Genomic DNA, 26,343 nt, shown 5'->3' with positions numbered 1-26,343 from the left:
CGTGCCGTGCCCCGAACCCGTACCCCCGTGCGGATACGCACCGCCGCCTGCGCCACCGCCCTGGCCGCCGCCCTCACCGCCGCCGCCGGCACCGGACCCGGCACCGGCCCCGCCCTCCGGTGGGGCGACTGCCCCGAGAAGCCCGTCCCGGCCGGCATGCGCTGCGCCACGCTCACCGTGCCCCTCGACCACGCCCACCCCGCCAAGGGCACCACCCGCGTGGTCCTCGCCAAGCTCCCGGCGACCGGACACCACCGCCTCGGGTCCCTCCTGCTGAACTACGGCGGCCCCGGCGCCCCCGGCATCGCCTCCCTTGCCGCCGACCCCTCCCTCTTCGCGAAACTCGGCGAACGCTACGACCTCGTCGCCTTCGACCCGCGCGGCGTCGGCCTCAGCGACCCCGTCTCCTGCGGCGGCGCCCAGACGGCCGACACCGGCACGGGCACCGGCACCGGCACGGAGCCCGGTACCGACCCCGGCGACCCCGCCACCCAGCTGGCCGCCCTCCGCGCCGAGGTCCGCCAGTGCGAGCGGCACTCCGGACCCGTCCTCCCGTACATGGGCACCGTCCACGTCGCCCGGGACCTGGACACCGTCCGGCAGGCCCTGGGCGAGAAGAAGCTGAACTACCTCGGCTTCTCCTACGGCACCCGCCTCGGCGCCGTCTACGCCGCCCTGTACCCGAAGAACACCGGCCGGATGGTCCTCGACGGGGTCGACACCCTCACCGAACCCTTCACCGAACAGGCCCTCGCCTCCGCCCGCGGCCAGCAGCGCGCCCTGGACGACTTCCTGGCCTGGTGCGCCCACCAGGACGGCTGCGTCTACGGCACCAACACCCGGACCGCCAAGGAGAAGGTCGACGCCCTCGTCGCCCGCCTCGACGAACACCCCCTGACCGGGACCGGTGGCGCGCCGTTCACCGGCGACGACGCCGTCCTCGCCATCGGCTCCGCCCTCTACGCGAAGACGTCCTGGCCCGGCCTGGCCGACGCCCTCGCCCGGGCCGAGACGGACGACGACCCCGCCGGCCTGGAGGAGCTCGCCGCACCCCCCGCGACGGCCCCCGCCGGCACCCCGTCCAAGGTCCCCGCGGACAACGCCACGGCCGCCCTCACCGCCGTGAACTGCGCCGACGACCCGGACCGCAGGAACGACAAGGACGACCCGGCGGCCATCGCCCGGGAGATCGGCGCCCTGGGCGCGCAGTTCCGCGCCGTCTCGGAGATCTTCGGGCCGCGCCAGCTGATGACCCTCCTGTCCTGCTACGGACGCCCCGCCGGCGCCGACTTCATCCGCCGCATCGACCACCCCGGCGCCCCGCGCATGCTCCTCGTCGGCACCCGGGGCGACCCGGCGACCCCGTACGAGTGGACGGAGGAGACGGCCCGCCGCCTCGGCTCGGCGGTCGTCATCGACCACAAGGGCGACGGGCACACCGGCTACCCCTCCTCCGCCTGCGTACGCGGCTACGTGGACGGGTTCCTGATCGACGGCCGCCTCCCCGCCGGAACGCGCGCCTGCCCCGCCGGCGAGTGAACCGGCGGGGCGGGGACGGTGGAGGGGTTCAGCAGTCGGGGTGGGTGGCCCGGCCCGCGAAGCGGTCCGCCAGCCAGTCCGCTGCCGCCGGCGAGTGGCTGATCACCCCGCTGACGTGCTCGCCGAGCAGGATCGTGTCGAACTGCAGGTCCGTGCCCCGCGCGCACCAGTCCGCCCGCAGCTGGCGGCCCACCGCGTACGGGATGAGCTCGTCACCCAGCGCGTGGTACTGGAGCACCGGCGCCGCCGGGGCCGTCCGGCCGAGCCGGCTCTGGTCCAGCCGGGCCTTCCAGTCGGGCTGGGCCAGCGGGTCACGGGTGGTCAGGTCGGAGATCCGCTTGAAGGAGCCGGCGATCGCGTCGATGGCCACGCAGCCCTCCTTCATGCCCTCGACCAGGACCCGGCCCGCCGGGTTGAGGTAGGAGTCCAGCTTCAGCTCGGGGAAGGCCGCGTCCTGCCCGGCGGCCGCCATGAAGATCAGCCCGGAGCCGTAGGAGCCGTTGTTGAACGCGGCCACCTTCATCAGGTCCGCCGGGACCCCGCCCGTCGCCGTGCCCTTGACCTTCAGCTCCGGCGCGTACGACCCCTGGAGCTCGGCGGCCCAGCCGCTGGCCTGCCCGCCCTGCGAGTACCCCATGATCCCGACCGGGGTGTCCGCGCCCAGCCCCGCCTCCGGCAGCCGGATCGCGGCCCGGGCGGCGTCCAGGACGGCATGGCCGGCCGAGGGGCCGACCGTGTAGGTGTGCAGGCCCGGCGTGCCGAGCCCCTCGTAGTCGGTGACGGCCACCGCCCAGCCGCGCAGGGTCAGCTGCTGGATCAGGTTGGCCTCGGAGGAGGTGCCGTACGGCAGGTTGTCGCTCGGGGCGCAGGAGTCGCCCAGCCCGACCGTCCCGACGGCGTACGTGATGAGGGGGCGGGGGCCGGTGCGGCCGTCCTGCGGGACGATGACGGTGCCGGAGACCACGTTCGGCGCGCCGTCGGCGGTGGTCGAGCGGTAGTGGACCTTCCACGCCCGGGTGCCGGTCGGCTGGCCGGGCAGCGGGTGGAAGGCGGAGGGGGCGCTGCTGACGAGGTCGCCGGGCCGGGCGGCGGAGCCCTCGTCGGCGGCCCGGGCGGCGGCCGGCGCCCAGGCCGAGACGACCAGGGCGGTGACGGCGGCGGCCAGGGAGGTACGGCGCAAACGCATGGGCGGAACTCCCAACGTCCGTGTGGGGGCAGGTGAGCCGACGGTAGTGACCGACCGCTCGGCATGTCGCTGACCGCGCAGCTCACTTTCCCTGACCGCGCCCGCCATCACCCGGGCGGCGCTACCCGCCCGAGGCGATCCGGTACGCACCCGGCGTCGTGCCCGTCCAGCGGCGGAACGCGCGGTGGAAGGCGGTGTCCTCGGAGAAGCCCAGCCGGGCGGCGAGTTCGGCGATCGGCTCACCGCTCTCGGCCAGCCCCGCGATGGCCGCGTCCCGCCGGACCTGGTCCTTGAGCCGCTGGAAGGATGTCCCCTCCTGCTGGAGCCGGCGCCGCAGCGTCGCCGGGGACACCGCCAGCCGGGCCGCCACCTCCCCGAGCTCCGGCAGCCCCGGCGCCCCGCGCAGCCCCCGCGCCAGGGAACGGCGCACCTGCTCCGCCACCGTGGTCCCGTACTCGGGCCGCGACAGCAGGTCGAACGGGGCCCGCCGCAGCATGGCGTCCAGCGCCGGCTCGTCGCGCACCAGCGGGGCGGTCAGCCAGTGCGCGTCGAACGCGGCCGCCGTCCGCTCCGCCCCGAACCGCACCGGACAGTCGAACAGCACCTCGTACTCGCCCCGGTGCGGCGGCGCGGCATAGGCGAAGGACGCGCCGGTCAGCGGGATGCGCCGGCCCACCATCCAGCTGCTGAGCCGGTGCCAGATCGCCAGCACGCACTCCGACAGGAACCGCTCCTCGTCCCGCCCCAGGTCCCCGCACACCGCGAACCGCGCCTGGCCGCCCTCCACCTCCAGCGCCAGCTCCGGCCCGCCCGGGAACAGCCCGTAGAACGCGGCCGCCCGCTCCACCGCCGCGCCCAGGTCCCGGCAGCCGACGCAGGCGTAGCACATCATCGCGAAGGTCCCCGGCCGGCTGGGCACCGCCGACAGCCCGAGGAACTCGTCCCGCGTCGTCCGGTACAGCGCCCGGAACAGCCGGGCGAACTGCGCGGGCGTGACCCGCGCCCGGTCGTCGCCCAGCAGCAGCGGCGGGATCTGCGCCTCCTGGAGCAGCGGTACGAGATCCACGCCGCCGCGCCGCGCCCCCGCGAGCACGGCGCGGACGTGGTGCACGCCGACCGTCCGCCTTCCCATGGCTCCGACGGTAGCCGCCGTGAGCGCCGGGGTCAGCGGGCGTGACGCTTCCGGTCATGCCGCCCGGGGCCGGCGGATGCCCACCATCGGGGGTCACCTGGCTTCGGGAGGGCATGCGATGGACGGTCGGCCGAGCACCCTGGCGGTGTTCACGCAGTGGACGGAGCAGCGGTACGGGCCGCTGACGGCGCTCAGGTTCCGGGCGCCGGACGGCGGCTGGCTGACCCGGACGTACGCCGAACTGGGCGCGTCCGTCCGGGAGGTGGGGCGGGGGCTGCTGGGGCTGGGGGTCGGGCCCGGGGAGCGGGTGGCGGTGCTCGCGGAGACCCGGCCCAAGTGGACGTACACGCACTTCGGGGTGCTGGCGGCGGGCGCGGTGGTGGTGCCGGTCTACCCGACGGCGGGGGAGGAGGAGCTGGCCTGGGTGCTGGCCGACTCCGAGGCGGTGGCGGCCGTCTGCGAGGACGCGGCCCAGGCGGCCCGGGTGGAGGCGCTGCGGGCGCAACTCCCGGCGCTGCGGGCGGTCGTGACGATGGACGGGGTCGCCCCGGCGGTCGCCCCGGCGGTCGCCCCGGCGGCCACCCGGGAGGCCGCCCCGGAGGCCGAACTGGCCGCGCGCGCCGCCTCCGTGACCCCTGCGGATGACGCCGCGATCGTCTACACCTCGGGCACGACCGGCCTCCCGAAGGGCTGCCGGCTCACCCACGGCAACCTCGGCGCCGTCCAGGACGCCACCCTCCCGCTGGTCCAGGGCGGGCCGGGGGACTCCACGTACCTGTACCTTCCGCTGGCCCATCTGCTGGCGCAGCTCATCCAGTTCACCACCCTGCTGGAGGGCGGGGAGCTGTGCTACTTCGGGGGCCGGGTGGAGGACGTCCTCGCCGAGCTGGCGCAGGCCCGGCCGACGCACCTGCCCTCGGTGCCCCGGCTGTTCGAGAAGGTCCACGCGGTGGCGCTGGCCCTGGCCGAGGGGGGCGAGGGCGGCCGGGAGCGGTTCGAGGAGGCCGTACGGCTGGGCGTGCTCGCGGCGGAGGACCGCCTTCCGGCCGCGTCGAGGCCGGCGTACGAGGAGGCGGAACGTTCCCTCTACGCCCCGGTCCGGGAGGCCTTCGGGGGCCGGCTGCGGTGGGCGCTGACCGGCGGCGCCCCCATCGCCCCGGCCACCCTGGACTTCCTGCGGGCCTGTGGGATCCGGGTGTTCGAGGGCTACGGGATGACCGAGTCCGGCGGGGCGATCAGCCTCAACCACCCCGGCGCCGCCCGCCCCGGCACGGTGGGCCGGCCCCTCCCCGGCTGCGAGGTGCGGATCGCCGAGGACGGGGAGGTACTGGCCCGGGGCCCGATGGTCTTCCCCGGCTACCACGCGAACCCCGCCGCGACGGCGGAGGCCCTGGACGCGGACGGCTGGCTGCACACCGGGGACCTCGGCGCCCTCGACGCCGACGGCTACCTCTCGATCACCGGCCGCAAGAAGGACCTGGTCATCACCTCGGCCGGCAAGAACATCACCCCGACCGAGGTGGAGTTCGCCGTCCAGCAGGCCTCCCCGCTCGTCGCTCGGGCGGTGCTGATCGGCGACCGCCGCCCGCACCCGGTGGCCCTGCTCGCCCTGGACGCGGCGGAGCTCGCCGCCTGGGCGGCCCGCGCGTCCCTGGACCTCGGTCCGGCCCCGACCAGCCACCCGGCGCTCCGCGCCCACCTCGAACGCGCCGTGGCCGCCGCCAACGCCACGGTCTCCCGCCCGGCCCGCATCCGCGCCTTCCACGTCCTCACGGAGGAACTCTCGGTCGAGGCGGGCACCTTGACCCCCACCCTCAAGCTCCGCCGAGCGGCGGTGGCGGACCGCTACGCGGCCGAAATAGAGGCCCTGTACGCCTAGCCCATACGTTCGAACCGGCCCCCGGAAACCTACGACACGGCGGCCCGCCGGACGGTCGCCCCGCACGTCAAAAGACCAAAGAACCGGGGAAAAGAACCAGACCAAACCCCTCCAGCCTCCCCGCCGGACCGCAGTCGCTCGGACGGGTGAACTATCCCAACTCGGCTGGATTCGGAGGTGGTTGCCGGGCATATGCTCGCGCCGACAACTCCAGACATGAGACGGCCCCCGGCGGGACGGCAACCCCAGCCGAGGGCCTGATCCACGAGGAAGCGAAACCCTTCCCGATGGCCTTCCAGCACCCTAGCGCGGGCACGCCCGCACCACCCCGTGTTCCCACCCGAACCGCCCGATCCGGTGGCCTTTCCGGCGTCACGCACGCGAAGGTCCCCCTGACGCGCGACTTCACGGTGGTTGCCAACCACCTCGCCCAGCACACGCACTTGTCGCTGCTGGCGATCGGGGCGTCCGTCCACATCCAGTCGCTCCCCGAGGGCGCGCCGGTCACCATCCGCGCCCTGGCCGACCGCTTCCCGGAGAGCGCGTACCGCATCGGCATGGCCCTGCGCGAGCTGGAACAGGCGGGATACCTGACCCGCGACCGCCTCCGCCTCCCCGCCGGCCAGGTCGTCACCCACACGGTGGCGTACAACGTCCCGCTGTCGGCCGTTCCGCCGGGCCCCCCGGACCCGACGCCCGATCCGACGCCGGACCCGGACCCGGACCCCGAGCCGGACCCCGACCCCGAGCCCGAGCCGGACCCCGAGCCCGACCCCGAGCCCGAGCCCGACCCGGCGGTCCACCCGGACCCGGAGCCCGAGCCGCCCGCAGCCGAGCCGCCCGCAGCCCAGCCCCAGCAGGGCCAGGACCCCGGCCCCGAGCCCGCTCCAGCCAGGGAACAGAGCGAGCGGTTCCCACCCGAGCGCCCCCGCTGGGCGGGCTTCCCGACCCCCCTCCACCGTGAAGCCGCCCACCTCCTGGCGGGTCTGCGGACCCGGGACCCCCGCCTCCTCCTCTCCGAGAAGGACGTCGAGCGCCTCGTCCCCGACACCATCCGCTGGCTGGAGACCGCCCCGCCCGAGGCCGTACGCCGCACCCTGACCGCCGCCGTCCCGGACGAGCTGCGCAACCCGGCGGGCCTCCTCGCCTACCGCCTGAGGGCCGCCTTCCCCGTCCCGATCCCCGCGCCGAAGCACCCGCTCCCGACCACCGGGCCGCTCCCCGGGGACCGCGTGATCCACCCGATCCAGAACTGCGACGGCTGCGAACGCGGCTTCCGCGCCCCGACACCCGGCCATTGCGGCGATTGCCGGTCCGACGACAGAAGGGCCGCCTAGCCGCCCCAGCCCCTACCCCAGTGCCGCCCCCAGCCGGTCCAGGCCCACGCCGATCTCCACCGGGGTGTGCGTCGTGAAGGACAGGCGCAGGGTGCGGGGGTCGGGGGTGCCGGTGAAGAAGGGGGCGCCCGGGACGTACGCGACGTCGTGGGCGACGGCCGACTTCAGGAGGGCCGTCGCGTCGTGGCCCTCCGGGAGGCGGGCCCAGACGAACATGCCGCCCTGGGGGCGGTTCCACTCCGAGCCCGGGGGGAGGGCCCCGCCGAGGCCCGCCAGGAGGGCGTCGCGGCGGGCCCGGTAGGCCTCGCGGACCCGGGCGACGTGCGCGTCGAGGTCGTGGGCGGCGAGGTAGTGGGCGGCGGCCAGCTGGTCCACCGTCGAGGTGTGCAGGTCGGCCGCCTGCTTCGCGACCACCGCCGCCCGCCGCAGGCCGGCCGGGGCGCGCAGCCAGCCCAGGCGCAGGCCCGGGGCCATGACCTTGGAGAAGCTGCCGATCAGGGCGGTGCGGTCCTCGGCGCCCGGATGGGCGGCGAGCCAGGGCTCGTGGGCGCCCTCGTAGCGCAGGTCCCCGTACGGGTCGTCCTCCACCAGCCACAACCCGAGGCGGGCCGCGGTCCGCGCCACCTCCGCGCGGCGCTCGCCGGGCAGGGTGCGGCCGGTCGGGTTCTGGAAGGTCGGGACGGTGTAGAGCAGCTTGGGGCGCTCACGGGCGGTGATCTCCGCGAGGGCGTCGGGCAGCAGGCCCTCCTCGTCGCAGGGGACGGGTATGACGCGGGCCCCGGCCATCCCGAAGCACTGGAGGGCCGCCAGGTAGGTGGGGTTCTCGACGAGGACGGTGTCGCCGGGTTCCACCAGGGTGGCGGTGATCAGGGTCAGGGCCTGCTGGGAGCCGGTGGTGATCAGGACGTCGTCCGCCGTGGTCGCCAGCCCGCGCGCGCCCGCCCGGGCGGCGACGGCCGCGCGCAGCTCCGGGGCGCCCTCGGTGGTGGAGTACTGGAGGGCGCGCGCGGCGGAGGAGGCCCCGGCGAGGGCGCTGTCGTAGGCGGCGCGCAGCCCGGCGGTGTCGAAGAGCTCGGGGGCCGGCAGCCCGCCGGCGAAGGAGATCACCCCGGGGCGTTCGGTGAGCGCGAGGATCTCCCGTACGGGCGAACCGCCCACCGCGCGGGCACGGGAGGCGAAGGCGGGCAGGGGAGCGGGACCGGCAGCGGACATGGGGGCTCCTTCGGAGGGCGGGTGGGGCGGGTGGCCGCAGCCTAGCCAGGAAGGATGCAGACGGCACCTACCATTCCGGGTGGTGAACGGCGCCCGCCCCCTCGCGAACTGACGAGGCATCAGCTACACCGGTGCCATGACGAGCAGACAAGAGCGGGATCCAGAGGACACCCGGGCCGGGGACTACGCCGCACTCGCGGCCGTCGGCCCGTACGGGGTCCGCCCCGGCCACGCCCTGATCACCATGGTCGAACCGCACCCGGGCCACGAGTACGCGTACAACCGCTGGTACGAGGACGACCACTACTACGCGGGCGCGATGGCCATGCCCTGGATGTACGCGGGCCGCCGCTGGGTGGCCACCCGCGACCTCCAGGAGCTGCGCTACCCGGAGAAGTCGGCGGTGGCCCAGCCGGTGACGGCCGGCTGCTACCTGTCGACGTACTGGGTGACCGAGGGCCGCTACGACGAGCACATGAAGTGGACCGTCGGCATCAACAAGCGCCTGAACCGCGACGGCCGCGTCTACCAGGACCGTACGCACGTCTTCACCGCCTTCCAGGACCACGCGGCCACCGTCTACCGCGATGGCGCCGCCGGCCCCCGCGACTTCCACGCCCTGGACCACCCCTACGCCGGGCTGGTCCTCCAGGTCGTCGACGCCGAGGGCCCCGAGCGGCGCGCGGAACTGCTGGAGTGGCTGCGCTCCCGCGCCCTGCCGCGCCGGCTGCACGGCTCGCCGGCGGCGATGGTGACCGTCTTCCGGCCGACGCCGCTGCCGGGGGACCGGATGACCTACGTCAAGGAGGTCGAGGGGGTCGACAGCCGCCTCACCCTGCTGTGGTTCCTGGAGTCCGACCCGCGCACCTGCTGGGACCGCTTCCAGGGGCTGGACGCGGAGGTCGCGGAGTCGGGGCTGGGGCGGGTGGAGCTGGTGGCCCCGTTCATCCCGACGGTGCCGGGGACCGACCGGTACGTGGACCGGCTGCGCTGATCCCGGGCGCCGTGCGGGGAGGGGGCCGGCCGTGCGTCCGTACGCGGACATGGCCGAGCCCCCTCGGCCAGGACGGCGAACCGGTCGAGAGGGCTCCAGTCAGGGGTGCGCGTCGAGGGGCTCAGGCGAGCCGGCCCTCGACGACGTCGGTCACGAAGGAGGTCCAGGAGCCGGGGGCGAAGGTGAGCGACGGGCCGTCCTGCACCTTGGAGTCGCGGACCGCGATCGCCTCGGTGACGGGGGACTTGACCTCGACGCAGGCGCCGTTCCCGCCGGAGTAGGAGGACTTGGTCCAGTTCTCGGTGCCGCCCTGACGAATGCCCATGGTTCTTCTCCGGTTCAGAGAGTGGTTCCGGGAGTTCCCGGCTGCGCGCCGGCACCCTTTCCCGGGCCGACGTGATCGACGCTACCGGCAGCTCCCGATCGGGGAAGAAGGCATTCACTCGACCGGGTGGCATATTCCATTCAGGCCTTTTGTGGCCGGGGACCGACGGTGTACCGTGCCGGACCCCCCGCCACCTCCCTACTTCCCCAGCTTCGCGTAGTCCTCGATGATCCCCGAGATGAACTGCCGGGTCTGTTCCACATTGAGGGCCTGGGCGCGCAGGTGCTCGTACATCACGCTGTATTTCTGAACGTCGTTCGCCTTCTCCAGGTACAAATCGCTCGTGACGCCCTCGATGTAGACCACGGTCGAGTCCGAGGCGTCCGGGAATTCCAGAATCGCGTACTGACCGTTCACACCCGGATGGGCACCCATGGTGAACGGCATCACCTGCACGGTGATGTACGGCTGCTGCGACTGCTCTATCAGGAACTCCAACTGCCGGATCATCAACTGGGGATCGCCCACGTGCCGGCGCAGCACCGCCTCGTCGATCACCGCCCACAGGCGCAGCGGCCCGACCTCCACGTTGTTGTTGTCCGTCTCGGACAGCCGCTTCTGGCGGTGCATCCGGACCTGGACGCGCTTCTCCACGTCGGCGGGCGCCGTCTCCGGCAGCGCGCCGCGGATCAGCGCCTGGGCGTACTCGGGGGTCTGGAGCAGGCCCGGGACCATCTGGGGCTCGTACGTGCGCAGGCTGGCCGCGTCGGTCTCCAGGCCGATGTAGACGCTGTACGGGATGTCGCCAAAGGCGTGCCACCAGCCCTGCTGGCGGGAGTCCTTGGCCATCTGCATGAGCGAGTCCACCAGCCGGGGGTCCTCCACCTCGTACACCTCGCACAGGTCGCGGACGTCGCGCTGGCTGATGGAACGGCGGCCGTTCTCCAGTCGGCTGATCTTCGACTGGGAGACGAGGAGGCGCTCGGCGACCTGCTCGGCCGTCATGCCCTTGTCCTCGCGCAGCTTGCGCAACTCCATGCCCAGTCGGCGGCGTCGGACGGTGGGATTGACATTGGACGCCACGGGATCGGCACCTCCGCCTTCTTCAGTAGCTGTCTCTGTGCGTGTCTGCTGTTCAGCAGACTGCCACCGAAGGGTGCGACGGCGCTGGGGAACGGCCCGGAAAAACGCGCACGCGGGGCGGCGGGGCCGGTGAGACGGCCCCGCCGCCCCGCGTGCGGCGGCTCGCGTACCGGATCTCTGGGGGATGCCGGTCGCGGAGGTGGAACGTTTTCCCGCTGGTGGACCTAGGGGTGTCGCGGGCCGTGCGGTGGTGCGGATGGTGCCGGTGGTGCGTGCGGTACGGATCGTGCGTGCCGTGCGTGCCGCGTGGCGCGTCGGCTCAGTGCGCGGCCGCGCGGGCCATCGCACCCGTCCGGCGCGGCTGGAGCGGTACGCCGCCCGCCGTGGCCCGGGCGGCCGGCTGCGGAGCCGGAGCGCGGTCGCGGCGCGGCTGTGCGGCCACACCGTTCTGGACGTCCATCACGGCGTGCGCCACGAGACCGCCCATGGGGTCGTGCCGGATCAGGTCCCGCAACCGGGACCTGGACGAACGCCCCTCGTTGCCGGGGTACAGGTGCTTGCCGAGTCCGACCGCGTGGGCCAGTGCGGCGAGCGCCGCGGTCCGCGGGTCCGGCGGTACGCCGGTGCGGATCGCACTGTCGAGCCGGGCACGGATCTCCCGGCTGATCGCCGTGTCGGTCGCCTGGTAGCGAGTCGTCGGCAGCACCCCGCACATCTGGCCCGCGACGGCGTGCACCATGCCGCAGCGCTCCAGGTGGGCGAGGTAAATCTGGCGGAGCCCCAGCCGGGGTCCGCCGATCCAGTGGACGGCCCGTACCGGGCTGCCGCGCCTGCGCAGCAGTTCCAGTGCGGAGTCCAAAGTCGGATCTCCTGTCGGCCGTGGCATCACCACGGCGATACGATCCCCGTCAGGGGCTATCCGTCCTGCCAGAGCCAGCTCCACTAGCTGTGCCCCGGCCAGGCCGAGGTCGAGCGACTGCGGCTGCGCCGTGGTACCCGTGGCCGGGTCCAGGGCGAGCAGCAGAAGCTCCTCTGGAATTGTTCTGCGGCTCCTGCCCATCCATGCCTCCCCGCGTGGATGAGTGACAGGGTGACGCCTCTCACATTCATCTGTCGAGAGCGCCTGGACGCTTTGTGGGGGAACCAGTAGCTATGTCGTTCTCGTCTAGCGGGTGGGCGAGGCCCCCGAGACGGGACACTGTTAGACGGTTCGGACAGTGGCCGGACGGCGATCGAGGAGGAACGGTGGCGGGCGAGTCCCCCGACAAGTCGGTAAGTGAAGGAGCGTCGGGGGCGGCGAAGTCCTCAGGGCCCGGGCAACAGGACCCGAGGGTCTCGGTCTTCCAGCCGCGCGTCCCGCTCAAGGACGCGGTGACGTCCCGCCCGGTTCCCGGCGACGCGGCGGACCCGGCCGAGGACGGCCCGGCCGACCGCGTCCCGGAGACGGATTCCGACGCGGCCGCCGGTGCGGACGCGCCTTCGGGCCGGGGTGCGGACGGTGCTTCGGCCGCGGGCTCGGGCCGGAGTTCCGAGGATGCGGACGCCGGCGGGCGGTCCCCCGGTCGGGTGGAACCCCGGACGGCGGCGGCGAACTCCGCGGCGGACCGTGACGGTTCCGCTTCCGAGCGCGCCGGGAAGACCGCCGAGCCCTCCGCTCCGGCGGACGCCGACGCGGCGGCCCCGGCCTCGGCGGAGGCCGGGAAGAAGGCTCCGGAAGGCGACGAGCCGGGTTCCGCCGGACCGTCGGCGGAGCGGGACGAGCGCACCGCCGTCTTCCGCGCCGTCAGGCCCGGCGCGGGCGCGGCGGACTCCGGCCGGGACACCGACGCCAAGCCGAGTTCCGGTTCCGCTTCGGCCGGTGACGGCAGGTCCGGCGGGGGTTCGCGTACCACCGCGTTCGGGGTCGAGACCTCCGACCCCGCCCCGGAGCCGGCCGCCGGCCCGGGCTCCGCTTCCGGTCGCGCCGACCGTGCCGCGGGCACGGACCGGCCCGCCTCCGAGGACGCCGGCGAGCGGTCCGGCGAGCCGGGCTCCGCGACGCCCGCGGGCACGTCGGAGCGTACGGCCGTCTTCCGTACCGTCAAGCCGTCCTCCGCCGCGAAGCGGGCCGACGAGGACCGCCCGGCGGACGCTGAGCCGGGTTCCGGTTCCGTGCGCCCCGCAGGGGGTTCGCGGACCACCGCGTTCGGGGTCGAGACCTCCGACCCCGCCCCGGAGGACTCCGAGGCGCGCCCCGAGCGGGGCTCCGGTTCCGCCGGGTCGGAGCGCACGGCCGTCTTCCGTACCGTCAAGCCCGGTTCCGCTCCGGCGGACGCCGACGAGGCGGCCCCGGCCGGGGCGGGGAAGCCCGCCGCCCGGGATCCGCGTGCCGCGCAGCGGGACCAGGCCCCCGCGGAGGACGGGAAGAAGGCCCCGGCAGGGGACGAGCCGGGTTCCGCCGGACCGTCGGCGGAGCGGGACGAGCGCACCGCCGTCTTCCGCGCCGTCAGGCCCGCCTCGGCCGCGGCGGACTCCGCCCGGGACGCCGAGGCCGACTCCGGCGCGGACCGCCCGGCCGGCGCCAAGCCGGGCTCCGGCTCCGGTTCCGGTTCCGCGTCGGCTTCCGCTTCGGGTTCCGCTTCCGACCGGCCCGCCGGGCCGTCCGAGGACTCCGAGCGCACGGCCGTCTTCCGCGCCGTGAAGCCGGGTTCCGCCCCGGCCGGCGCCGGGGAGGAGGACGCGGCGGACGCCTCCGGGCCCGAGGCCGGGTCCGACAAGCGCACGGCCGTCTTCCGTACCGTCAAGCCGGGGACCCGTCCGGCGGACGGGGGCAAGGCCGCGCCCGGAAAGTCCGACGGGGCGGGGAAGCCCGCCGCGCGGGACCCGCGTGCCGCCGGGCCGTCCGAGGACTCCGAGCGCACGGCCGTCTTCCGCGCGGTGAAGCCGGGTTCCGCCCCGGCCGGCGCCACCGGCAAGGACGCCGCCCCCGGCAAGCCCGCGGACGCCGCGAAGCCCGACGCCGCGAAGCCCGACGCCGCCGCGAACCCGGACGGCAAGCCCACCGCACCCGGCAGGCCGGACGCCGCCGGCAAGCCCGACGCGGGCAAGCCGGACGCCGGGAAGCCCGCGCCCGCCCCCGGGCAGAAGGCCGCTCCGGCCCCCGAGGCCCGCGTCAGCACCTTCGTCCCGCTGCGCGCCGACGGCCGGCCGGACACGGCCGCCCCGAAGCCCGCCGCGCCGAAGCCCGATCCGGCCGCCGCCGCCACCGTGCGCCGGCTGGACCCCAGCGAGCGCACCACGCAGCAGCCGCTGCCGCCCCGGCCGCCGCTCGACATGCTGGCGGACCTCACCAACAACCCGCCCCCGCCGCCCAGCCCGATCCGGACGGTGGTGCGGCGGGTCAAGATCTACGCGCCGATCGTGGTGCTGCTGGCCGTCATCCTGGCCGTCGTGCAGCTGGTGCGCCCGCTGCCCGCGCCGAAGCTCGTCCTGACGGCGAAGTCGCAGTACACCTTCCCCGGCGGGGCGCCCGACCTGCCCTGGCCCACCGAGGGCCAGGCCTCCATGGCCGCCGCCGGCCTCGGCACGATCGGCTCGTCCGGCGAGCAGAAGCCCGTGCCGATCGCCAGTGTCACCAAGTCGATGACGGCGTACATCATCATGCGCGACCACCCCTTCAAGAAGGGGGAGAAGGGCGCGATGATCGACGTCGACAAGACCGCCGAGACCGAGGGCCAGAAGGACAAGTCCGACAACGAGTCCACCCTCAACACGGTCAAGGAGGGCGAAAAGATCTCCGAGTACGACGCGATCTCCGCCCTCATGATCCCGTCGGCCAACAACATCGCGCGGCTGCTCGCCCGCTGGGACTCCGGCTCCCAGGAGGCGTTCGTCAAGAAGATGAACGACACCGCCAAGCAGCTCGGCATGACGAACACGACCTACACCGACCCCTCGGGCCTGGACGCGACCACCGTCAGCACCGCCGAGGACCAGGTCAAGCTCGGCCTGAAGATCGTCGAGATCGACGCGCTGACGGACATCACCCGCAAGCCCTCCTGGACCGACCAGACCGGCAAGCCCTGGCGGAACTGGAACAGCCTGGTGCCGTACAACGAGTCCCTCGGCATCAAGACCGGTACGACGACCAAGGCCGGCGGAAACCTCCTCTTCGCCGCCTACAAGAAGGTCGGCGACACCAACCAGCTGATCGTCGGCGCGGTCCTCGGCCAGCACAAGCCGCCGATCATCGACACGGTCGTCGCGGCGAGCAAGAACCTCCTCGTCGCCACCCAGAAGTCGCTGGAAGGCGCGCCCGTCGTCAAGAAGGGCGATGTCGTCGGCTACGTGGACGACGGCGTCGGCGGCCGGACCAAGGTCGTCGCCACCGCCGACGTCCAGGCGGTCGGCTGGTCCTCGCTGACCGTCGACATCAAGATCGGCGACGGCGGCGCCAAGATCCCCGAGACGGCGAAGGCCGGCACGGCGGTCGGCGTGCTGACCGTCGGCGACGGGGCCAGTCAGGTGAAGGTGCCGGTGGCGCTCCAGTCGGAGCTGGCCTCGCCGGGCATCGGCAGCAAGCTGACCCGTATCGGCTGATACGGGTCGGCGGCGGGGGGGGGGGGGGGGGGGGGGGGGGGGGGGGGGGGGGGGGGGGGGGGGGGGGGGAGGGGGGGGGGGGGGAAGGGGAGAGTACGTNNNNAAAATCATCCGCTGATCACTCTCTTCCCCCCCCCCCCCCCCCCCCCCTTCCCCTCCCCCCCCCCCCCCCCCCCCCCCCCCCCCCCCCCCCCCCCCGCGTCCAGGGAGCCGGGACGGGACGGTCGTGCCGTGCCGTGCCGGGAAGAGAGCGTCGGTCGTGACCACAGCTGAGCAGCACAAGCCCGGACGCCGGGTACCCGGGCAGAGACAGCACCCGCCCGCCGGGGGTCCGGCGGGCGGCGCCCTGGGCTGGGCGCACCGCCACCCCGTGCCGGTCGCCGCCGCCGTGGCGGCCGCCCTGCACGTCGTCTGGTTCTTCTGCTTCGCCAACAGCGGCGGGGACCTCGCCGCGCAGGACGCGTGGGCGGAGTTCGTCGGCCGGCATCCGGACACGGCGTACAACCTCGCCTGGTACGGGGGGATGCACCCGGTCTCGTACAGCGTGGTGTCCCCGTACGTCATGCACGTGCTCGGCGTCCGGACCACGATGATGATCGCCGGGACCTGCTCGGCGGCGCTCCTCGCGCTGGTCCTGACCCGCTGCCGGGGCGCCGTCCGGCGCCCCCTGTGGCCCGCCCTGGCGGGGGTGTACGGCCTGTTCTGCAACGCCCTGTCGGGCCGGGTCACCTTCGGGCTCGGCACCCTGTTCGCGCTGGGGGCCGTCGCCGCGGTCTTCTGCTGGCCCCGCAAGTGGGCCCGGCGCCGCTGGGCCAAGGCCGCCGTCGCGGCGCCGCTGGCCGGGCTGGCGACGGCCGCGAGCCCGGTCGCGGGGCTGTTCCTCGGGGTGGTCGCGGCCGCGCTGTTCCTGAGCGGGCGGCGCCCGGGCGCGTACGCGCTGGGGCTGGCCCCGGCGGCGGTGGTCGGACTGTCGGCGTGGCTGTTCCCGTTCTCGGGGACGCAGCCGATGAAGATCGGCTCGGCCTGGCTGCCGTTCGTCTTCGGGCTGGCCATCGCCTTCCTCGTGCCCAAGCGGTGGAAGACGGTCCGGATCGCCGCCGCCGTGTACGCCCTCGGGGTGTTCCTGACCTGGGTGATCGACTCCCAGGTCGGTTCGAACGTCACCCGCCTGGTCATGCTCTTCGGCGGGGCGGTGCTGCTCGCGGCCCTGCCCTACGAGGCCCCGCGCACCCGGCGCTGGTACGCCGTGCTGCTGGCGTTCGTCGGCCTGAACGCCTGGATCACCACCAACAGCATCACCGACATCGTGCGCACCACCCCGGTGGCCGCCTGGAACCGTGAGCTGGCCCCGCTGGTCGACCAGCTGCAGAAGGCCGGCGCCGACCGGGGCCGGGTCGAGGTGGTCCCGGCCAGCAGCCACCGCGAGTCCTCGGCCTTCCCGGCGTACGTGAACCTCGCGCGCGGCTGGAACCGCCAGGCCGACCTGGAGCGCAACCCGCTCTTCTACGACGACACCCTCACCGCCGAGAGCTACCGGGGCTGGCTGGAGCGCTGGGCGGTGCACTACGTGGTGCTGCCGGCCGACACCCCCGACTCGGGCGGTGAGGCGGAGGCCGAGCTGCTGCGCGGGGGGCTCCCGTACCTGCGGCAGATCTGGGGCGACGCGAACTGGCGCCTCTTCCAGGTGGACGATCCCGCGAGCCTGGTGACCGGGCCGGCGCGGGTGGTCCGGGCGGGCGCGGACCAGCTGGTCCTCGACGTGTCGGCCCCCGGACGGGTGCTGGTGCGGATCCCGCACTCCCCGTGGCTGGGGCTGGTGGACGGCGCGGGCAAGGCCGTGGAGCCCCCGCAGGAGACCCCGGCGTCGAAGGCGGGGGGCGCGGCGGGGTCGAAGGCGCCGAAGGAGTACGCGAACACCGCCGGGTGCCTGTTCAAGGCGGCCCCCGACGGTGAGGGCGACGTGTGGACGGAGCTGCTGGCCCCGGCGCCGGGGGAGTACCGGATCGCGGCGAAGTACCAGCTCCCGCGGGGGACGCCCTGCCCGGAGGAACTGCTGCGGACGCCCGTTCCGCCCCATCCGGGTGCATAGGTCGGCATAACTGCATACCATCCCATTAACCGGATTGACCCGAATGGTTGCTTGGCTTCCCGAGGGAGTTGACGACGGGATGAGCAAAGAGCAGAAGCAGGACGTCCAGGCCGCGGTCGCGAAGGCGGTGGAACGGCTCCAGCTGCAGGCACGGCGCGACCAGGGCCACGGCCCCGGGCACGGCTTCGAGGGCCGCCCCCGCACGAAGGTGAAGGGCGGCGCACACACGAAGCCCGACCTCAAGCGGTCGGGCACCCCCCAGGGCGACCGCATCGGCGAACGCACCCCCGGCCTCAGCTGACACCACCGGGCCCTCCCCCCCCGGGAGGGCTCTCCACCCCCCGGCACCCGCCACCCCGGGCTGGTGGACCGCGGGCCAGCGCCCGGGTTCGTGACCCCGTTGCCGTCAGCCGGTGCAGAAAAACGGCCCGGACCATGATCGGTCCGGGCCGTTTCGCCTGGTGCCCCCGGCAGGATTCGAACCTGCGACACCCGCTTTAGGAGAGCGGTGCTCTATCCCCTGAGCTACGAAGGCGGGGCCTCGTGGGAGGCCCGGGGTCGCTGTGAGGCGGCCCAGGCACAGCGTAGCGGATCAGGTAGTGGCTCCGTGGGTCGGTTTCCCGTCGGGGTGGGCGGGGGGTGTGGAGCGGGTGGCTCCGTCCATCAGGAGGCCGACCAGGTCGTGGGTGTAGCCGTCGGCCACCGCGCTCCGGCGGACCAGGAGCCGCATCCACAGGGCGCCGGCCAGGGCGTCGACCAGTGGGGCCGGGTCGGCGTCGGGCGGGAGTTCGCCGCGGGCCGCCGCGCGGGTGAAGAGGGGCTGGTGCCGGCCGAAGCGGTCGTCGAGGAAGGAGATCACGAGCTCCCGCATCGCCGGGTGCCGTACCGCCCCCACCAGGGCGGCCTCGACGACGGTCCGCCGGTGCTCGTCGTCCAGCAGGTGCTGGATCCGCTCGGCCAGGGCGGTCAGGTCGCCGTGCAGGCTGCCCGTGTCGGGGAGCTCGAAGCGGAAGAGGGGGGAGTCCAGCAGGGCGTCGCGCAGCAGTTCCGACTTGGAGGGCCACCAGCGGTAGAGGGTCGTCTTGTTGACCCCCGCGCGCTGCGCGACCCCCTCGACGGTCAGGGCGTCGAATCCCACGCTGCCCAGCATGTCGAGCGTGGCCGTGAAGATCTCGGCTTTGCGCCGCGGCCCGCCGGCCGCCCCGTCCCGTCTCTGCGTCGCCGTCGTCGTCGTCGCCGTCGCAGTCGCCATCACCGTCACCGTCCCGTCAGCCCTTCGTTTCCGCCAGCCTAGTGCAGCAGTGCAACGCAACGTGGCGTTGTGTTCGTGGGGGGTGGTCGTTAGGGTGCGGGGAGTGCAACGCAACGTTGTGTTGGGTTTCGGGGGCTGGGGGGCGCGTGAGTGGTGCGGCGGTTGCGGGGCTGGTTCCCGCTCCTGGGGGGATGTGGATCGCCGGAGCGGAGTCCGGGGTGCCGCTGGTGCTCGTCCACGGGACCCGGCTCTCCGCGCTGATGTGGGACCCCCACGCCCGCCGGCTGGCCCCCCGCTTCCGGGTCACCGCCCCCGACCTGCCCGGCCACGGGAGCCTGCGCGGGCGGCCCTTCCGGCTGGAGGAGGCCGTCCGGCAGGTCGCGGTGGCCGTCGAGGAGGCCGCCCGGGCCACCGGGCGGCCTCCCGTCGTGGCGGGCTCCTCGCTGGGCGGGTACGTCGCCCTCGCCTACGGGGCCGCGCACCCGGACGCCGCCGCCGGGCTCCTGGTCCAGGGCTCCACCGCCCGGCCCGACGGGCCTGCCGGCCGGCTCTACCGCGGGGCCGCCCGCGGGTTCGCGGTGCTCGGCCCGGCCCGCGCCGCCCGCCTCAACGCCCGGGCCTTCCGGCGGCGCCTCCCGGCCGAGAGTTACGAGGCGGTCATGCGCGGCGGCCTGGCGTTGCCCGCCTTCGGCGAGGTCGTCGAGGAACTCGCCCGGCATGACTTCCTCGACGTCGCGAGCCGCTGCCGGCTGCCCGTGCTCTTCGTCAACGGCCTCGGCGACCGCCTCTTCCGCACCCGGGAGCGGGAGTTCACCGCCGCCGTCCGCTCCGGCGGCGCCCGCGCCCGCCTCTTCCACGTCCGCGGGCCGCACATCATGTCCCTGACGGATCCGGTGGCCTTCACACGGGTCCTGGAGCGCGGTCACGCCCTCCTCGCGCCCGCCGTCCAAGATCACGGACCGGGCGGCGTGCCCGCATAATCGGCTCAGCAGCAGAGGGCGCCGCGCGCGAGGGGGAAGCATGGCCGAGGCCGTCGAAGTGTTCGGGGACGGGTTCCGGGAGGATCCGTACGGGGTCTACGCGCGGCTGCGCGCCGAGGGGTCCGTGCACCGGGTCGCGCTGCCCGACGGGGCGCCGGTGTGGCTCGTGACGCACGAGGCCGACGTGCGCGCGGGCCTGGCCGACGGCCGGTTCTCCGTCGACAAGCGGCACGCCCGGGGCGGCTTCCAGGGTTTCTCCCTGCCCCCGGCGCTGGACGCGAACCTGCTGAACGTCGGCCCCGAGGACCACCTGCGGCTGCGCCGCCTGGTCGCGCAGGGGTTCACGCCCCGCCACGTCGAGCGGATGCGCACGGCGATCCAGGCGGCGGTCGACGCCGGCGCGGACCGGCTCGTCGCGCGGGTGGAGGCGGACGGGGTGGCGGACGTGGTCGCCGAGTTCGCCGGCCCGCTTCCGCTGAAGGTCATCGGGGACCTGCTGGCCGTGCCGCAGGAGGCGTACGGCCGGTTCGCCGGATGGATCTCCGCCATGCTCCTGCCCGGCAGCCGCGAGGAGCTGGCGGGGGCGGTGCGCAGCGTGCACGGGTTCCTCGTCGAGCTGGTCGCCGACCGGCGCGCCGCGCCCGGGGACGACGTCCTGTCGGGGCTGATCGCCGCCCGCGACTGCGACGACCGGCTCAGCGAGGACGAGCTGGTCTCCCTCGCCTTCCTGATCCTCATGGCCGGCAGCGAGACCGTCCAGCACCTGATCAGCGGCGGCCTGCTCACCCTCCTGACGCACGGGGAGCAGCTCGCCGCGCTCCGGGAGCGCCCGGAGCTGCTGCCGGAGGCCGTCGAGGAGCTCTTCCGGTACGCGGTCCCCAACCACACCGCCATCCGCCGCTTCCCGACCGAGCCGGTCGAGATCGGCGGCGTACGCATCCCCGCGGGCGACACCGTCCTCTTCTCGCTTGCCTCCGCCCACCGCGACCCCGCCCGCTACCCCGAGCCGGACCGCTTCGACATCGGCCGCGCCGACAAGGCCCACCTGGCGCTCGGGCACGGCGTCCACTACTGCCTCGGCGCCCCGCTGGCCCGGACGCAGGTCACCCTGGCCCTGGAGACCCTGCTGCGGCGGCTGCCCGGGCTGCGGCCGGCGGTGCCCGTGGAGGAGCTGGAGTGGAGCACCACGTTCAGGTTCCGCGCACTGCGCGCGCTGCCCGTCACCGTGGGGGGAGGCGCGCCGGCGGGGCGGTGACCCGCGGCCTCAGACCCCCATCGGGGCGTGCAGTTCCACCGTGAGCTCCACCTCCACCGGGGCGTCCAGCGGCAGCACCGCCACCCCGACCGCGCTGCGCGCGTGGATGCCCGCGTCGCCGAAGGCGGTGCCGAGCAGCTCGCTCGCGCCGTTGACGACGCCCGGCTGGCCGGTGAAGTCCGGGGTGGAGGCCACGAAGCCGACCACCTTGACCACCCGCTTCACGGCCGACAGGTCCCCGGCCACCGAGGCCACGGCGGCGAGCGCGTTCAGCGCGCACTGCCGGGCCAGTTCGGCGCCCTGCTCGGGGGTGACCTCGCCGCCCACCTTGCCGGTGCGCGGCAGGGTGCCGCCGACCATGGGCAGCTGGCCGGAGGTGTGGACGTAGTGCCCGCTGACCACCGCCGGCACGTAGACGGCGACGGGCGGGGCGACCGGCGGAAGTTCCAGTCCGGCGGCCGCCAGGCGTTCCTCGGGGGTCGCGTTCACGGGTGGCTCCTCACGTGGAAGGTGGAAGATCGGAAAACGGGGAGGGTCAGGGGCGGGTGACGCGGACCCGGAAGCCGCCGCCCGGGAGCGCCGCGACCACGGCGATGGTGACGCGCGCCTTCTCGTCGGTGAAGGTCTCGCCCGGCCGGAACGGCGCGTCCGACAGCTCGGCGTGCACGTTGGGCCGGCGGGTGCAGCCGCCGCTGCCGCTCGCGCTGTCCGAGACGGTCACCGGTCCGCGCCCGGTGTCCACGTCCGAGTCGACCTTGTAGATCAGCACCCCGGGCTTGCAGACGGCCTCGTCGTTCCCGGCCCGCGTCCGGACCTCGACGGCGTAGCCGGCGCTCTCCGAGAGGGGGACGAAGGCCAGCTTGACCCCGCCCCCGACCGCGAGAGGGGTCAGCAGGTGTTCGCTGACGCCCGGTTTCGAGGCGCAGCTGATCTGGGACCCGTCGAGCCAGCCCAGCTTCCACTTGTGCCAGCCGAGGAGGTCGTTGTTGGCGCCCCAGTCCTCGCTCATGATGTCCCAGTGCCCGACCGTGCCGCCGCCGTCGGACGTGTAGAGGTCGGGCAGTCCGAAGACGTGCCCGTTCTCGTGCGGCAGCACCCGGTAGCCGGTCTCCCGGTAGGAGCCGGAGCCGTCGTCCTGGCGGCTGTAGACGAAGGACGTGTTCGCGAGCGGCACCCCGTCGGCCATCGGGGCCTCCCCGTTCCCGGAGAAGGTGACCGACAGGACGGTGTCCAGGGCGGACGGTCCGGCGTTCGGGGTGACCAGGATGTTGATCAGGTCGTACCGGCTGAAGTCCACCTCGGGGTCGGCGGCCCGCGCGATGTGCTCGACGAGCTGCCGGTAGCCCGGCTCGTACGGGGAGCCGCGCTCGATCCCGTACGCCGCGAACGGCATCGGCATCCGCAGCCAGTTCCGTATCGGGGCCTCGGCCCGGTAGGTCAGCCGGCCGTAGGAGCTGGTGCGGAACCATTCGGAGGTCTGGGGGAAGAACTCCGCCAGCCGGTCCATGGCCGAGCCCTCGCCCTTGGCGTCGGGGAAGTCGATCATCAGGTTGAGCGCGCGGATCTCGCCCGTCGAGCGGGAGTACCCGGGGGCCGTGGGCAGGCCCTCCGACAGCTGGACGCCCATGGTGGCGGAGATCCGGCAGGGGGCCAGGACGGATTCGGCGGTGGCGGCCTTCGGGCCGGAGGTGGTGTGGTCCCGGCCGTGGACGCCGTCGCCGGCGGTGGCGGTGACGCCCAGGGCCAGCGCGGTGAGGCCGATGAACGCGCCGGTGCGGCAGGGTCTGCGTATCCGGTGGCGGGTCTGCGGCATGGAGATCGCCTTCGGGTGCGCGGCAGCCGGCCGGGTCCGGGCTGCTCTCTGTGCGCTCACCCTCCGACGGCCGCGACACGCCCGCCCGTCGAAAGCGGCCAAACGGGAGGAAACCGCAGGAATCGGGTGTGATGCAGGTCACGCGGAGGAGTGAAATAACCGGGGACTGGTTCCCCGTTTGGAAGAGAGTCCCCACAAGCGGGGAACGAGTCCCCGGTTCGGTGCTCCGTCCGCGACCCCCGTGACACGGGGCCCGCGACCCCGTGACCCGTGGGCCCGCGACCCCCGCGACCGTCAGCCCGTACGAGTTCCAGCCCAGGGAGGCCCGGAATGCAGAGCGCCACCGCCACCGCCCCGGCCCCCGCCACCCGGATGCCCAAGCCGCGCGCCGACGCGGTGCGCAACCGGGAGCGGATCCTGGGCGCGGCCCGCGAGATGTTCGTGGAGTTCGGCGCCGACGCGCCCCTCGACGAGATCGCCCGCCGGGCCGGCATCGGCAACGCCACCCTCTACCGGCACTTCCCCGACCGGGCCGACCTCGTCCACCACGTGGTGCTCTACGTGATGGACCGGGTCACCGCCCAGGCCGAGGACGCCCTCGCCGAGGAGCCCGACGCCTTCGCGGCCCTGTGCCGATTCACCCACGCCGCCGCCGACGAGCGGATCGGCGCCCTGTGCCCGATGCTTGCCGACGGCTTCGACCACGACCATCCCGAACTCCTCGCCGCGCGCGAGGCGTTGGGGGTCGCCGTGGACGCCCTGGTCGGCGCCGGCCAGAGCGCGGGCCTGCTCCGCGCCGACGTCGGCACCGGCGACCTGATGCTCGCCCTCTCCCAGCTCGCCCGCCCCCTCCCCGGGACGGACTGCACGACGGTGGCCGGGTTCGTCCACCGCCACCTCCAGCTCTTCCTCGACGGGCTGCGGGCCCCCGCCCGCTCCCAACTCCCCGGTACGGCCGTCACGTTGCAGGACCTCAGCCGGAAAGCCGGCCCTGTGAAAACCATGTGACGCGGCGACCCCTCCTTCCCTAGTCTCTGAAACCGCCACTTTTCCTTTCATCTCCCCCCTTTCAGTCATTCCTTTCTTTTTCGTTCAGTGAAGTGGGTACCCCCATGTCCAAAACAGCCGCGTCCGCCTCGCCGGCTGCCGCTGCCGGCGCCGATCCCAGTCGCTGGAAGGCCCTGGTCTTCATCGCACTGGCGCAGCTGATGGTCGTCCTCGACGCGACCATCGTGAACATCGCCCTGCCCTCCGCGCAGACCGACCTCGGGATATCCGACGGCAACCGCCAGTGGGTCATCACCGCGTACGCGCTGGCCTTCGGCGGACTGCTCCTCTTCGGCGGCCGTATCGCCGACAAGTGGGGCCGCAAGAACGCCTTCATCACCGGTCTCGCCGGCTTCGCCCTGGCCTCCGCGCTCGGCGGCGCCGCGAACGGCGAGGCGATGATGCTGGGCGCCCGCGCCCTCCAGGGCGCCTTCGGCGCGCTGCTCGCCCCGGCCGCGCTCTCGCTGCTGGCGGTCACCTTCACCGACGCCAAGGAGCGCGCCAAGGCCTTCGGCATCTACGGCGCGATCGCGGGCGGCGGCGGCGCCGTCGGCCTGATCCTCGGCGGCTTCCTGACCGAGTACCTCAACTGGCGCTGGACGTTCTTCGTCAACATCCCCTTCGCGGTCGTCGCGGCCGCCGGTGCCTGGATGGTCATCCGCGAGCCGGCCGGCTCGCGCAACGGCGCCCGCCTCGACATCCCCGGCGTGGTCCTCTCGACCCTGGGTCTGGTCTCGCTCGTGTACGGCTTCACCCGCGCCGAGTCGGCCGGCTGGACGGACGGCGTCACCGTGGCCCTGTTCGTGGCCTCCGCCGTGCTGCTCGCCGCCTTCGTCGCCGTCGAGGCCAGGGTGAAGTCCCCGCTGCTGCCGCTGCGCGTCCTGCTGGAGCGCAACCGCGGCGGTGTCTACCTCTCGCTGGGCCTCGCCGTCATCGCGATGTTCGGCCTGTTCCTCTTCCTCACGTACTACCTCCAGGTCGTGAAGGGCTTCTCGCCCGTCAAGACCGGCTTCGCCTTCCTGCCGATGATCGCGGGCATGATCACGGGCTCCACCCAGATCGGCGCCCGCCTCATGACCCGGGTTGCGCCGCGCCTGCTGATGGGCCCCGGCTTCCTGCTCGCCGCCACCGGCATGCTGCTGCTGACCCAGCTGGAGGTCGGCTCCTCCTACCCGGCGCTGATCCTGCCGGCGCAGCTGCTGCTGGGCCTCGGCATGGGCACCGCGTTCATGCCGGCCATGTCCCTGGCCACGTACGGGGTGAACCCGGCCGACGCCGGTGTGGCCTCGGCCATGGTCAACACCTCGCAGCAGGTCGGCGGCGCGATCGGCACCGCCCTGCTGAACACCATCGCCGCCTCGGCGACCACGGCGTACCTGACCGACCACGCGGCCGAGGCCTCGGCGGGCGGCGTCGCGGCCAAGCTGGTCCAGGCGCAGGCCATGGTGGAGGGCTACTCGTCGGCGATCTGGTGGGCCGTGGGCATCCTCGCGGTCAGCGCGACCCTCGCCTTCACCCTGATCAACACGGGCCGTCCGGGCCAGGGCGGCCCGGTGGCCGCCGGTTCCGGCTCGGCCTCGGAGGACGCCGAGCTGCCCGTCCCGGTGATCGCCCACTGACGGGGGCGCGTGTGCGGGAATGACTGAAGACCCCGCTTCGTTCAAATTTGAACGAAGCGGGGTTAGTCTTTTCGGGTGAACCGAGTACGCCCTCCCCGCGGACGACGTACGCCGTACGAGCGGCCCGACGGCCCGAGGAGCGCCCGATGACCACCCCCGCAGCCCCCGCCCCCGCCCGCATGCCGGCGCTCTACCTCAGCCACGGCGCGCCCCCGCTCGCCGACGACCCGCTCTGGCCGTCCGAGCTCGCCGCCTGGTCGGCGGAGCTGCCCCGGCCACGCGCGATCCTGATGGTCTCCGCCCACTGGGAGGAGGCCCCCCTCGCCCTCGGCGCCACGGAGCCCGCCCCGCTGGTGTACGACTTCTGGGGGTTTCCCGAGCACTACTACCGGGTCCGCTACGACGCCCCCGGCGCCCCGGAGCTCGCCGCCTCGGTCCGCGCCCTGCTGAAGGCCCCCGGCACCCCGGTCCAGGACATCCCGGGCCGCGGCCTGGACCACGGGGCGTACGTCCCCCTCGTCGAGATGTACCCGGAGGCCGACGTACCGGTCCTCCAGATCTCCCTGCCCACCCTGGACCCCGCCCGCCTGATGGACCTCGGCCGCAGGCTCGCGCCGCTGCGCGACGAGGGCGTCCTGATCGTCGGCAGCGGCTTCTTCACCCACAACCTCGCCGCCCTGCGGCACACCGGCCCCGGGGTGCCCGGCTGGTCGGCGGAGTTCGACGCCTGGGGCCGCGAGGCCCTGGCCGCCCACGACGTCGACGCCCTGCTCGACTTCGAGGCCAAGTCCCCGGCGGGCCGCCTGGCCCACCCCCGCACGGAGCACTTCGCCCCGCTGTTCGTCACCCTCGGCGCCGCCGAATCCGACCTGGGCGCGCAGAGCACGCCGGTGGACGGCTTCTGGATGGGGCTGTCGAAGCGGTCGCTGCAGTTCGGCTAGCCCCCTGGCGGCCGTGCCGGAGGAATATGCCCGAACCGCACCCGAACGGGTGGCGGGCAGGCAACCAGAACCCGGCGCGGGC

The 26,343-nt window shown here is 74.3% G+C and carries 21 protein-coding genes and 1 tRNA gene; 12 read left to right on the top strand and 10 right to left on the bottom strand.

Annotated features, from left to right (window positions below):
* The first annotated feature begins 6 nt into the window (after positions 1 to 6).
* A complete protein-coding gene (locus ACZ5NJ_RS22895; protein WP_468766959.1) occupies positions 7 to 1,539 on the top strand; it encodes an alpha/beta hydrolase in 1,533 nt (510 codons plus the stop codon).
* 28 nt (positions 1,540 to 1,567) lie between these two features.
* On the opposite strand, the gene ACZ5NJ_RS22890 is transcribed toward ACZ5NJ_RS22895, so the two are convergent.
* Positions 1,568 to 2,725: a lipase family protein gene (locus tag ACZ5NJ_RS22890; protein WP_468766958.1), complete on the bottom strand. Its 1,158-nt coding sequence runs from the start codon at positions 2,723 to 2,725 to the stop codon at positions 1,568 to 1,570.
* Positions 2,726 to 2,846: 121 nt separating this feature from the next.
* Entirely contained in the window at positions 2,847 to 3,857 is a 1,011-nt protein-coding gene (locus ACZ5NJ_RS22885) for an AraC family transcriptional regulator (protein ID WP_468766957.1), read from the bottom strand.
* Between the two features lie 118 nt (positions 3,858 to 3,975).
* Here ACZ5NJ_RS22885 and ACZ5NJ_RS22880 point away from each other — a divergent pair, with 118 nt between their 5' ends.
* Entirely contained in the window at positions 3,976 to 5,736 is a 1,761-nt protein-coding gene (locus tag ACZ5NJ_RS22880) for an AMP-dependent synthetase/ligase (RefSeq protein ID WP_468766956.1), read from the top strand.
* Between the two features lie 410 nt (positions 5,737 to 6,146).
* Positions 6,147 to 7,073, top strand: coding sequence for a helix-turn-helix domain-containing protein (locus ACZ5NJ_RS22875; protein ID WP_468766955.1), 927 nt, complete (start codon positions 6,147 to 6,149; stop codon positions 7,071 to 7,073).
* A 12-nt stretch (positions 7,074 to 7,085) separates the two neighbouring features.
* Here ACZ5NJ_RS22875 and ACZ5NJ_RS22870 read toward each other — a convergent pair whose 3' ends face one another.
* Positions 7,086 to 8,285, bottom strand: a complete 1,200-nt coding sequence (locus ACZ5NJ_RS22870; protein WP_468766954.1) for an aminotransferase-like domain-containing protein — start codon at positions 8,283 to 8,285, stop codon at positions 7,086 to 7,088.
* A 136-nt stretch (positions 8,286 to 8,421) separates the two neighbouring features.
* Between ACZ5NJ_RS22870 and ACZ5NJ_RS22865 the strand changes: the two genes are divergently transcribed.
* On the top strand, positions 8,422 to 9,279 hold the full coding sequence (locus ACZ5NJ_RS22865; RefSeq protein WP_468766953.1) for a hypothetical protein: 858 nt from the start codon (positions 8,422 to 8,424) through the stop codon (positions 9,277 to 9,279).
* Positions 9,280 to 9,400: 121 nt separating this feature from the next.
* On the opposite strand, the gene ACZ5NJ_RS22860 is transcribed toward ACZ5NJ_RS22865, so the two are convergent.
* From ACZ5NJ_RS22860 to ACZ5NJ_RS22850, 3 genes are all read right to left on the bottom strand, one after another.
* A complete protein-coding gene (locus tag ACZ5NJ_RS22860; protein WP_351882617.1) occupies positions 9,401 to 9,604 on the bottom strand; it encodes a DUF397 domain-containing protein in 204 nt (67 codons plus the stop codon).
* 198 nt (positions 9,605 to 9,802) lie between these two features.
* A complete protein-coding gene (locus ACZ5NJ_RS22855; RefSeq protein ID WP_468766952.1) occupies positions 9,803 to 10,687 on the bottom strand; it encodes a helix-turn-helix domain-containing protein in 885 nt (294 codons plus the stop codon).
* 319 nt (positions 10,688 to 11,006) lie between these two features.
* A complete protein-coding gene (locus tag ACZ5NJ_RS22850) occupies positions 11,007 to 11,747 on the bottom strand; it encodes a GOLPH3/VPS74 family protein (RefSeq protein WP_079427798.1) in 741 nt (246 codons plus the stop codon).
* 506 nt (positions 11,748 to 12,253) lie between these two features.
* On the opposite strand from ACZ5NJ_RS22850, the gene ACZ5NJ_RS22845 reads away from it, so the two are divergent.
* The 3 genes from ACZ5NJ_RS22845 (at position 12,254) to ACZ5NJ_RS22835 (ending at position 17,655) form a co-directional block, all read left to right on the top strand.
* On the top strand, positions 12,254 to 15,265 hold the full coding sequence (locus tag ACZ5NJ_RS22845; protein WP_468766951.1) for a D-alanyl-D-alanine carboxypeptidase: 3,012 nt from the start codon (positions 12,254 to 12,256) through the stop codon (positions 15,263 to 15,265).
* Positions 15,266 to 15,524: 259 nt separating this feature from the next.
* Positions 15,525 to 17,354 (top strand): MFS transporter, encoded by a 1,830-nt coding sequence (locus ACZ5NJ_RS22840; RefSeq protein ID WP_468766950.1) that lies wholly within the window; start codon positions 15,525 to 15,527, stop codon positions 17,352 to 17,354.
* A gap of 79 nt (positions 17,355 to 17,433) precedes the next feature.
* Entirely contained in the window at positions 17,434 to 17,655 is a 222-nt protein-coding gene (locus ACZ5NJ_RS22835; RefSeq protein ID WP_468766949.1) for a hypothetical protein, read from the top strand.
* Positions 17,656 to 17,813: 158 nt separating this feature from the next.
* Here the strand turns inward: ACZ5NJ_RS22835 and ACZ5NJ_RS22830 are convergent.
* Together ACZ5NJ_RS22830 and ACZ5NJ_RS22825 are read right to left on the bottom strand one after the other, a co-directional pair.
* A tRNA-Arg gene (locus ACZ5NJ_RS22830) sits at positions 17,814 to 17,889 on the bottom strand.
* Positions 17,890 to 17,946: 57 nt separating this feature from the next.
* Positions 17,947 to 18,606, bottom strand: coding sequence for a TetR/AcrR family transcriptional regulator (locus ACZ5NJ_RS22825; protein WP_468766948.1), 660 nt, complete (start codon positions 18,604 to 18,606; stop codon positions 17,947 to 17,949).
* A gap of 191 nt (positions 18,607 to 18,797) precedes the next feature.
* Between ACZ5NJ_RS22825 and ACZ5NJ_RS22820 the strand changes: the two genes are divergently transcribed.
* Together ACZ5NJ_RS22820 and ACZ5NJ_RS22815 are read left to right on the top strand one after the other, a co-directional pair.
* A complete protein-coding gene (locus tag ACZ5NJ_RS22820; protein WP_468766947.1) occupies positions 18,798 to 19,586 on the top strand; it encodes an alpha/beta fold hydrolase in 789 nt (262 codons plus the stop codon).
* 40 nt (positions 19,587 to 19,626) lie between these two features.
* On the top strand, positions 19,627 to 20,841 hold the full coding sequence (locus ACZ5NJ_RS22815) for a cytochrome P450 family protein (protein ID WP_468766946.1): 1,215 nt from the start codon (positions 19,627 to 19,629) through the stop codon (positions 20,839 to 20,841).
* Positions 20,842 to 20,850: 9 nt separating this feature from the next.
* On the opposite strand, the gene ACZ5NJ_RS22810 is transcribed toward ACZ5NJ_RS22815, so the two are convergent.
* Positions 20,851 to 21,330 (bottom strand): RidA family protein, encoded by a 480-nt coding sequence (locus ACZ5NJ_RS22810; protein ID WP_468766945.1) that lies wholly within the window; start codon positions 21,328 to 21,330, stop codon positions 20,851 to 20,853.
* Between the two features lie 46 nt (positions 21,331 to 21,376).
* Positions 21,377 to 22,654, bottom strand: a complete 1,278-nt coding sequence (locus ACZ5NJ_RS22805; RefSeq protein ID WP_468766944.1) for a M6 family metalloprotease domain-containing protein — start codon at positions 22,652 to 22,654, stop codon at positions 21,377 to 21,379.
* A 330-nt stretch (positions 22,655 to 22,984) separates the two neighbouring features.
* Here ACZ5NJ_RS22805 and ACZ5NJ_RS22800 point away from each other — a divergent pair, with 330 nt between their 5' ends.
* The 3 genes from ACZ5NJ_RS22800 (at position 22,985) to ACZ5NJ_RS22790 (ending at position 26,261) form a co-directional block, all read left to right on the top strand.
* Entirely contained in the window at positions 22,985 to 23,662 is a 678-nt protein-coding gene (locus tag ACZ5NJ_RS22800) for a TetR/AcrR family transcriptional regulator (protein WP_468766943.1), read from the top strand.
* A 104-nt stretch (positions 23,663 to 23,766) separates the two neighbouring features.
* The gene (locus ACZ5NJ_RS22795; protein ID WP_468766942.1) at positions 23,767 to 25,320 is read left to right on the top strand and encodes an MFS transporter; all 1,554 of its coding nucleotides are present in this window, start codon (positions 23,767 to 23,769) and stop codon (positions 25,318 to 25,320) included.
* A gap of 146 nt (positions 25,321 to 25,466) precedes the next feature.
* Entirely contained in the window at positions 25,467 to 26,261 is a 795-nt protein-coding gene (locus ACZ5NJ_RS22790; protein WP_468766941.1) for a dioxygenase family protein, read from the top strand.
* Positions 26,262 to 26,343 lie beyond the last annotated feature (82 nt).

Source organism: Streptomyces sp. NPDC032091, from assembly GCF_055580265.1.
The sequence above is the reverse complement of the archived record's forward strand: the minus strand, read 5'-3'. Positions and strand labels throughout refer to the sequence as shown.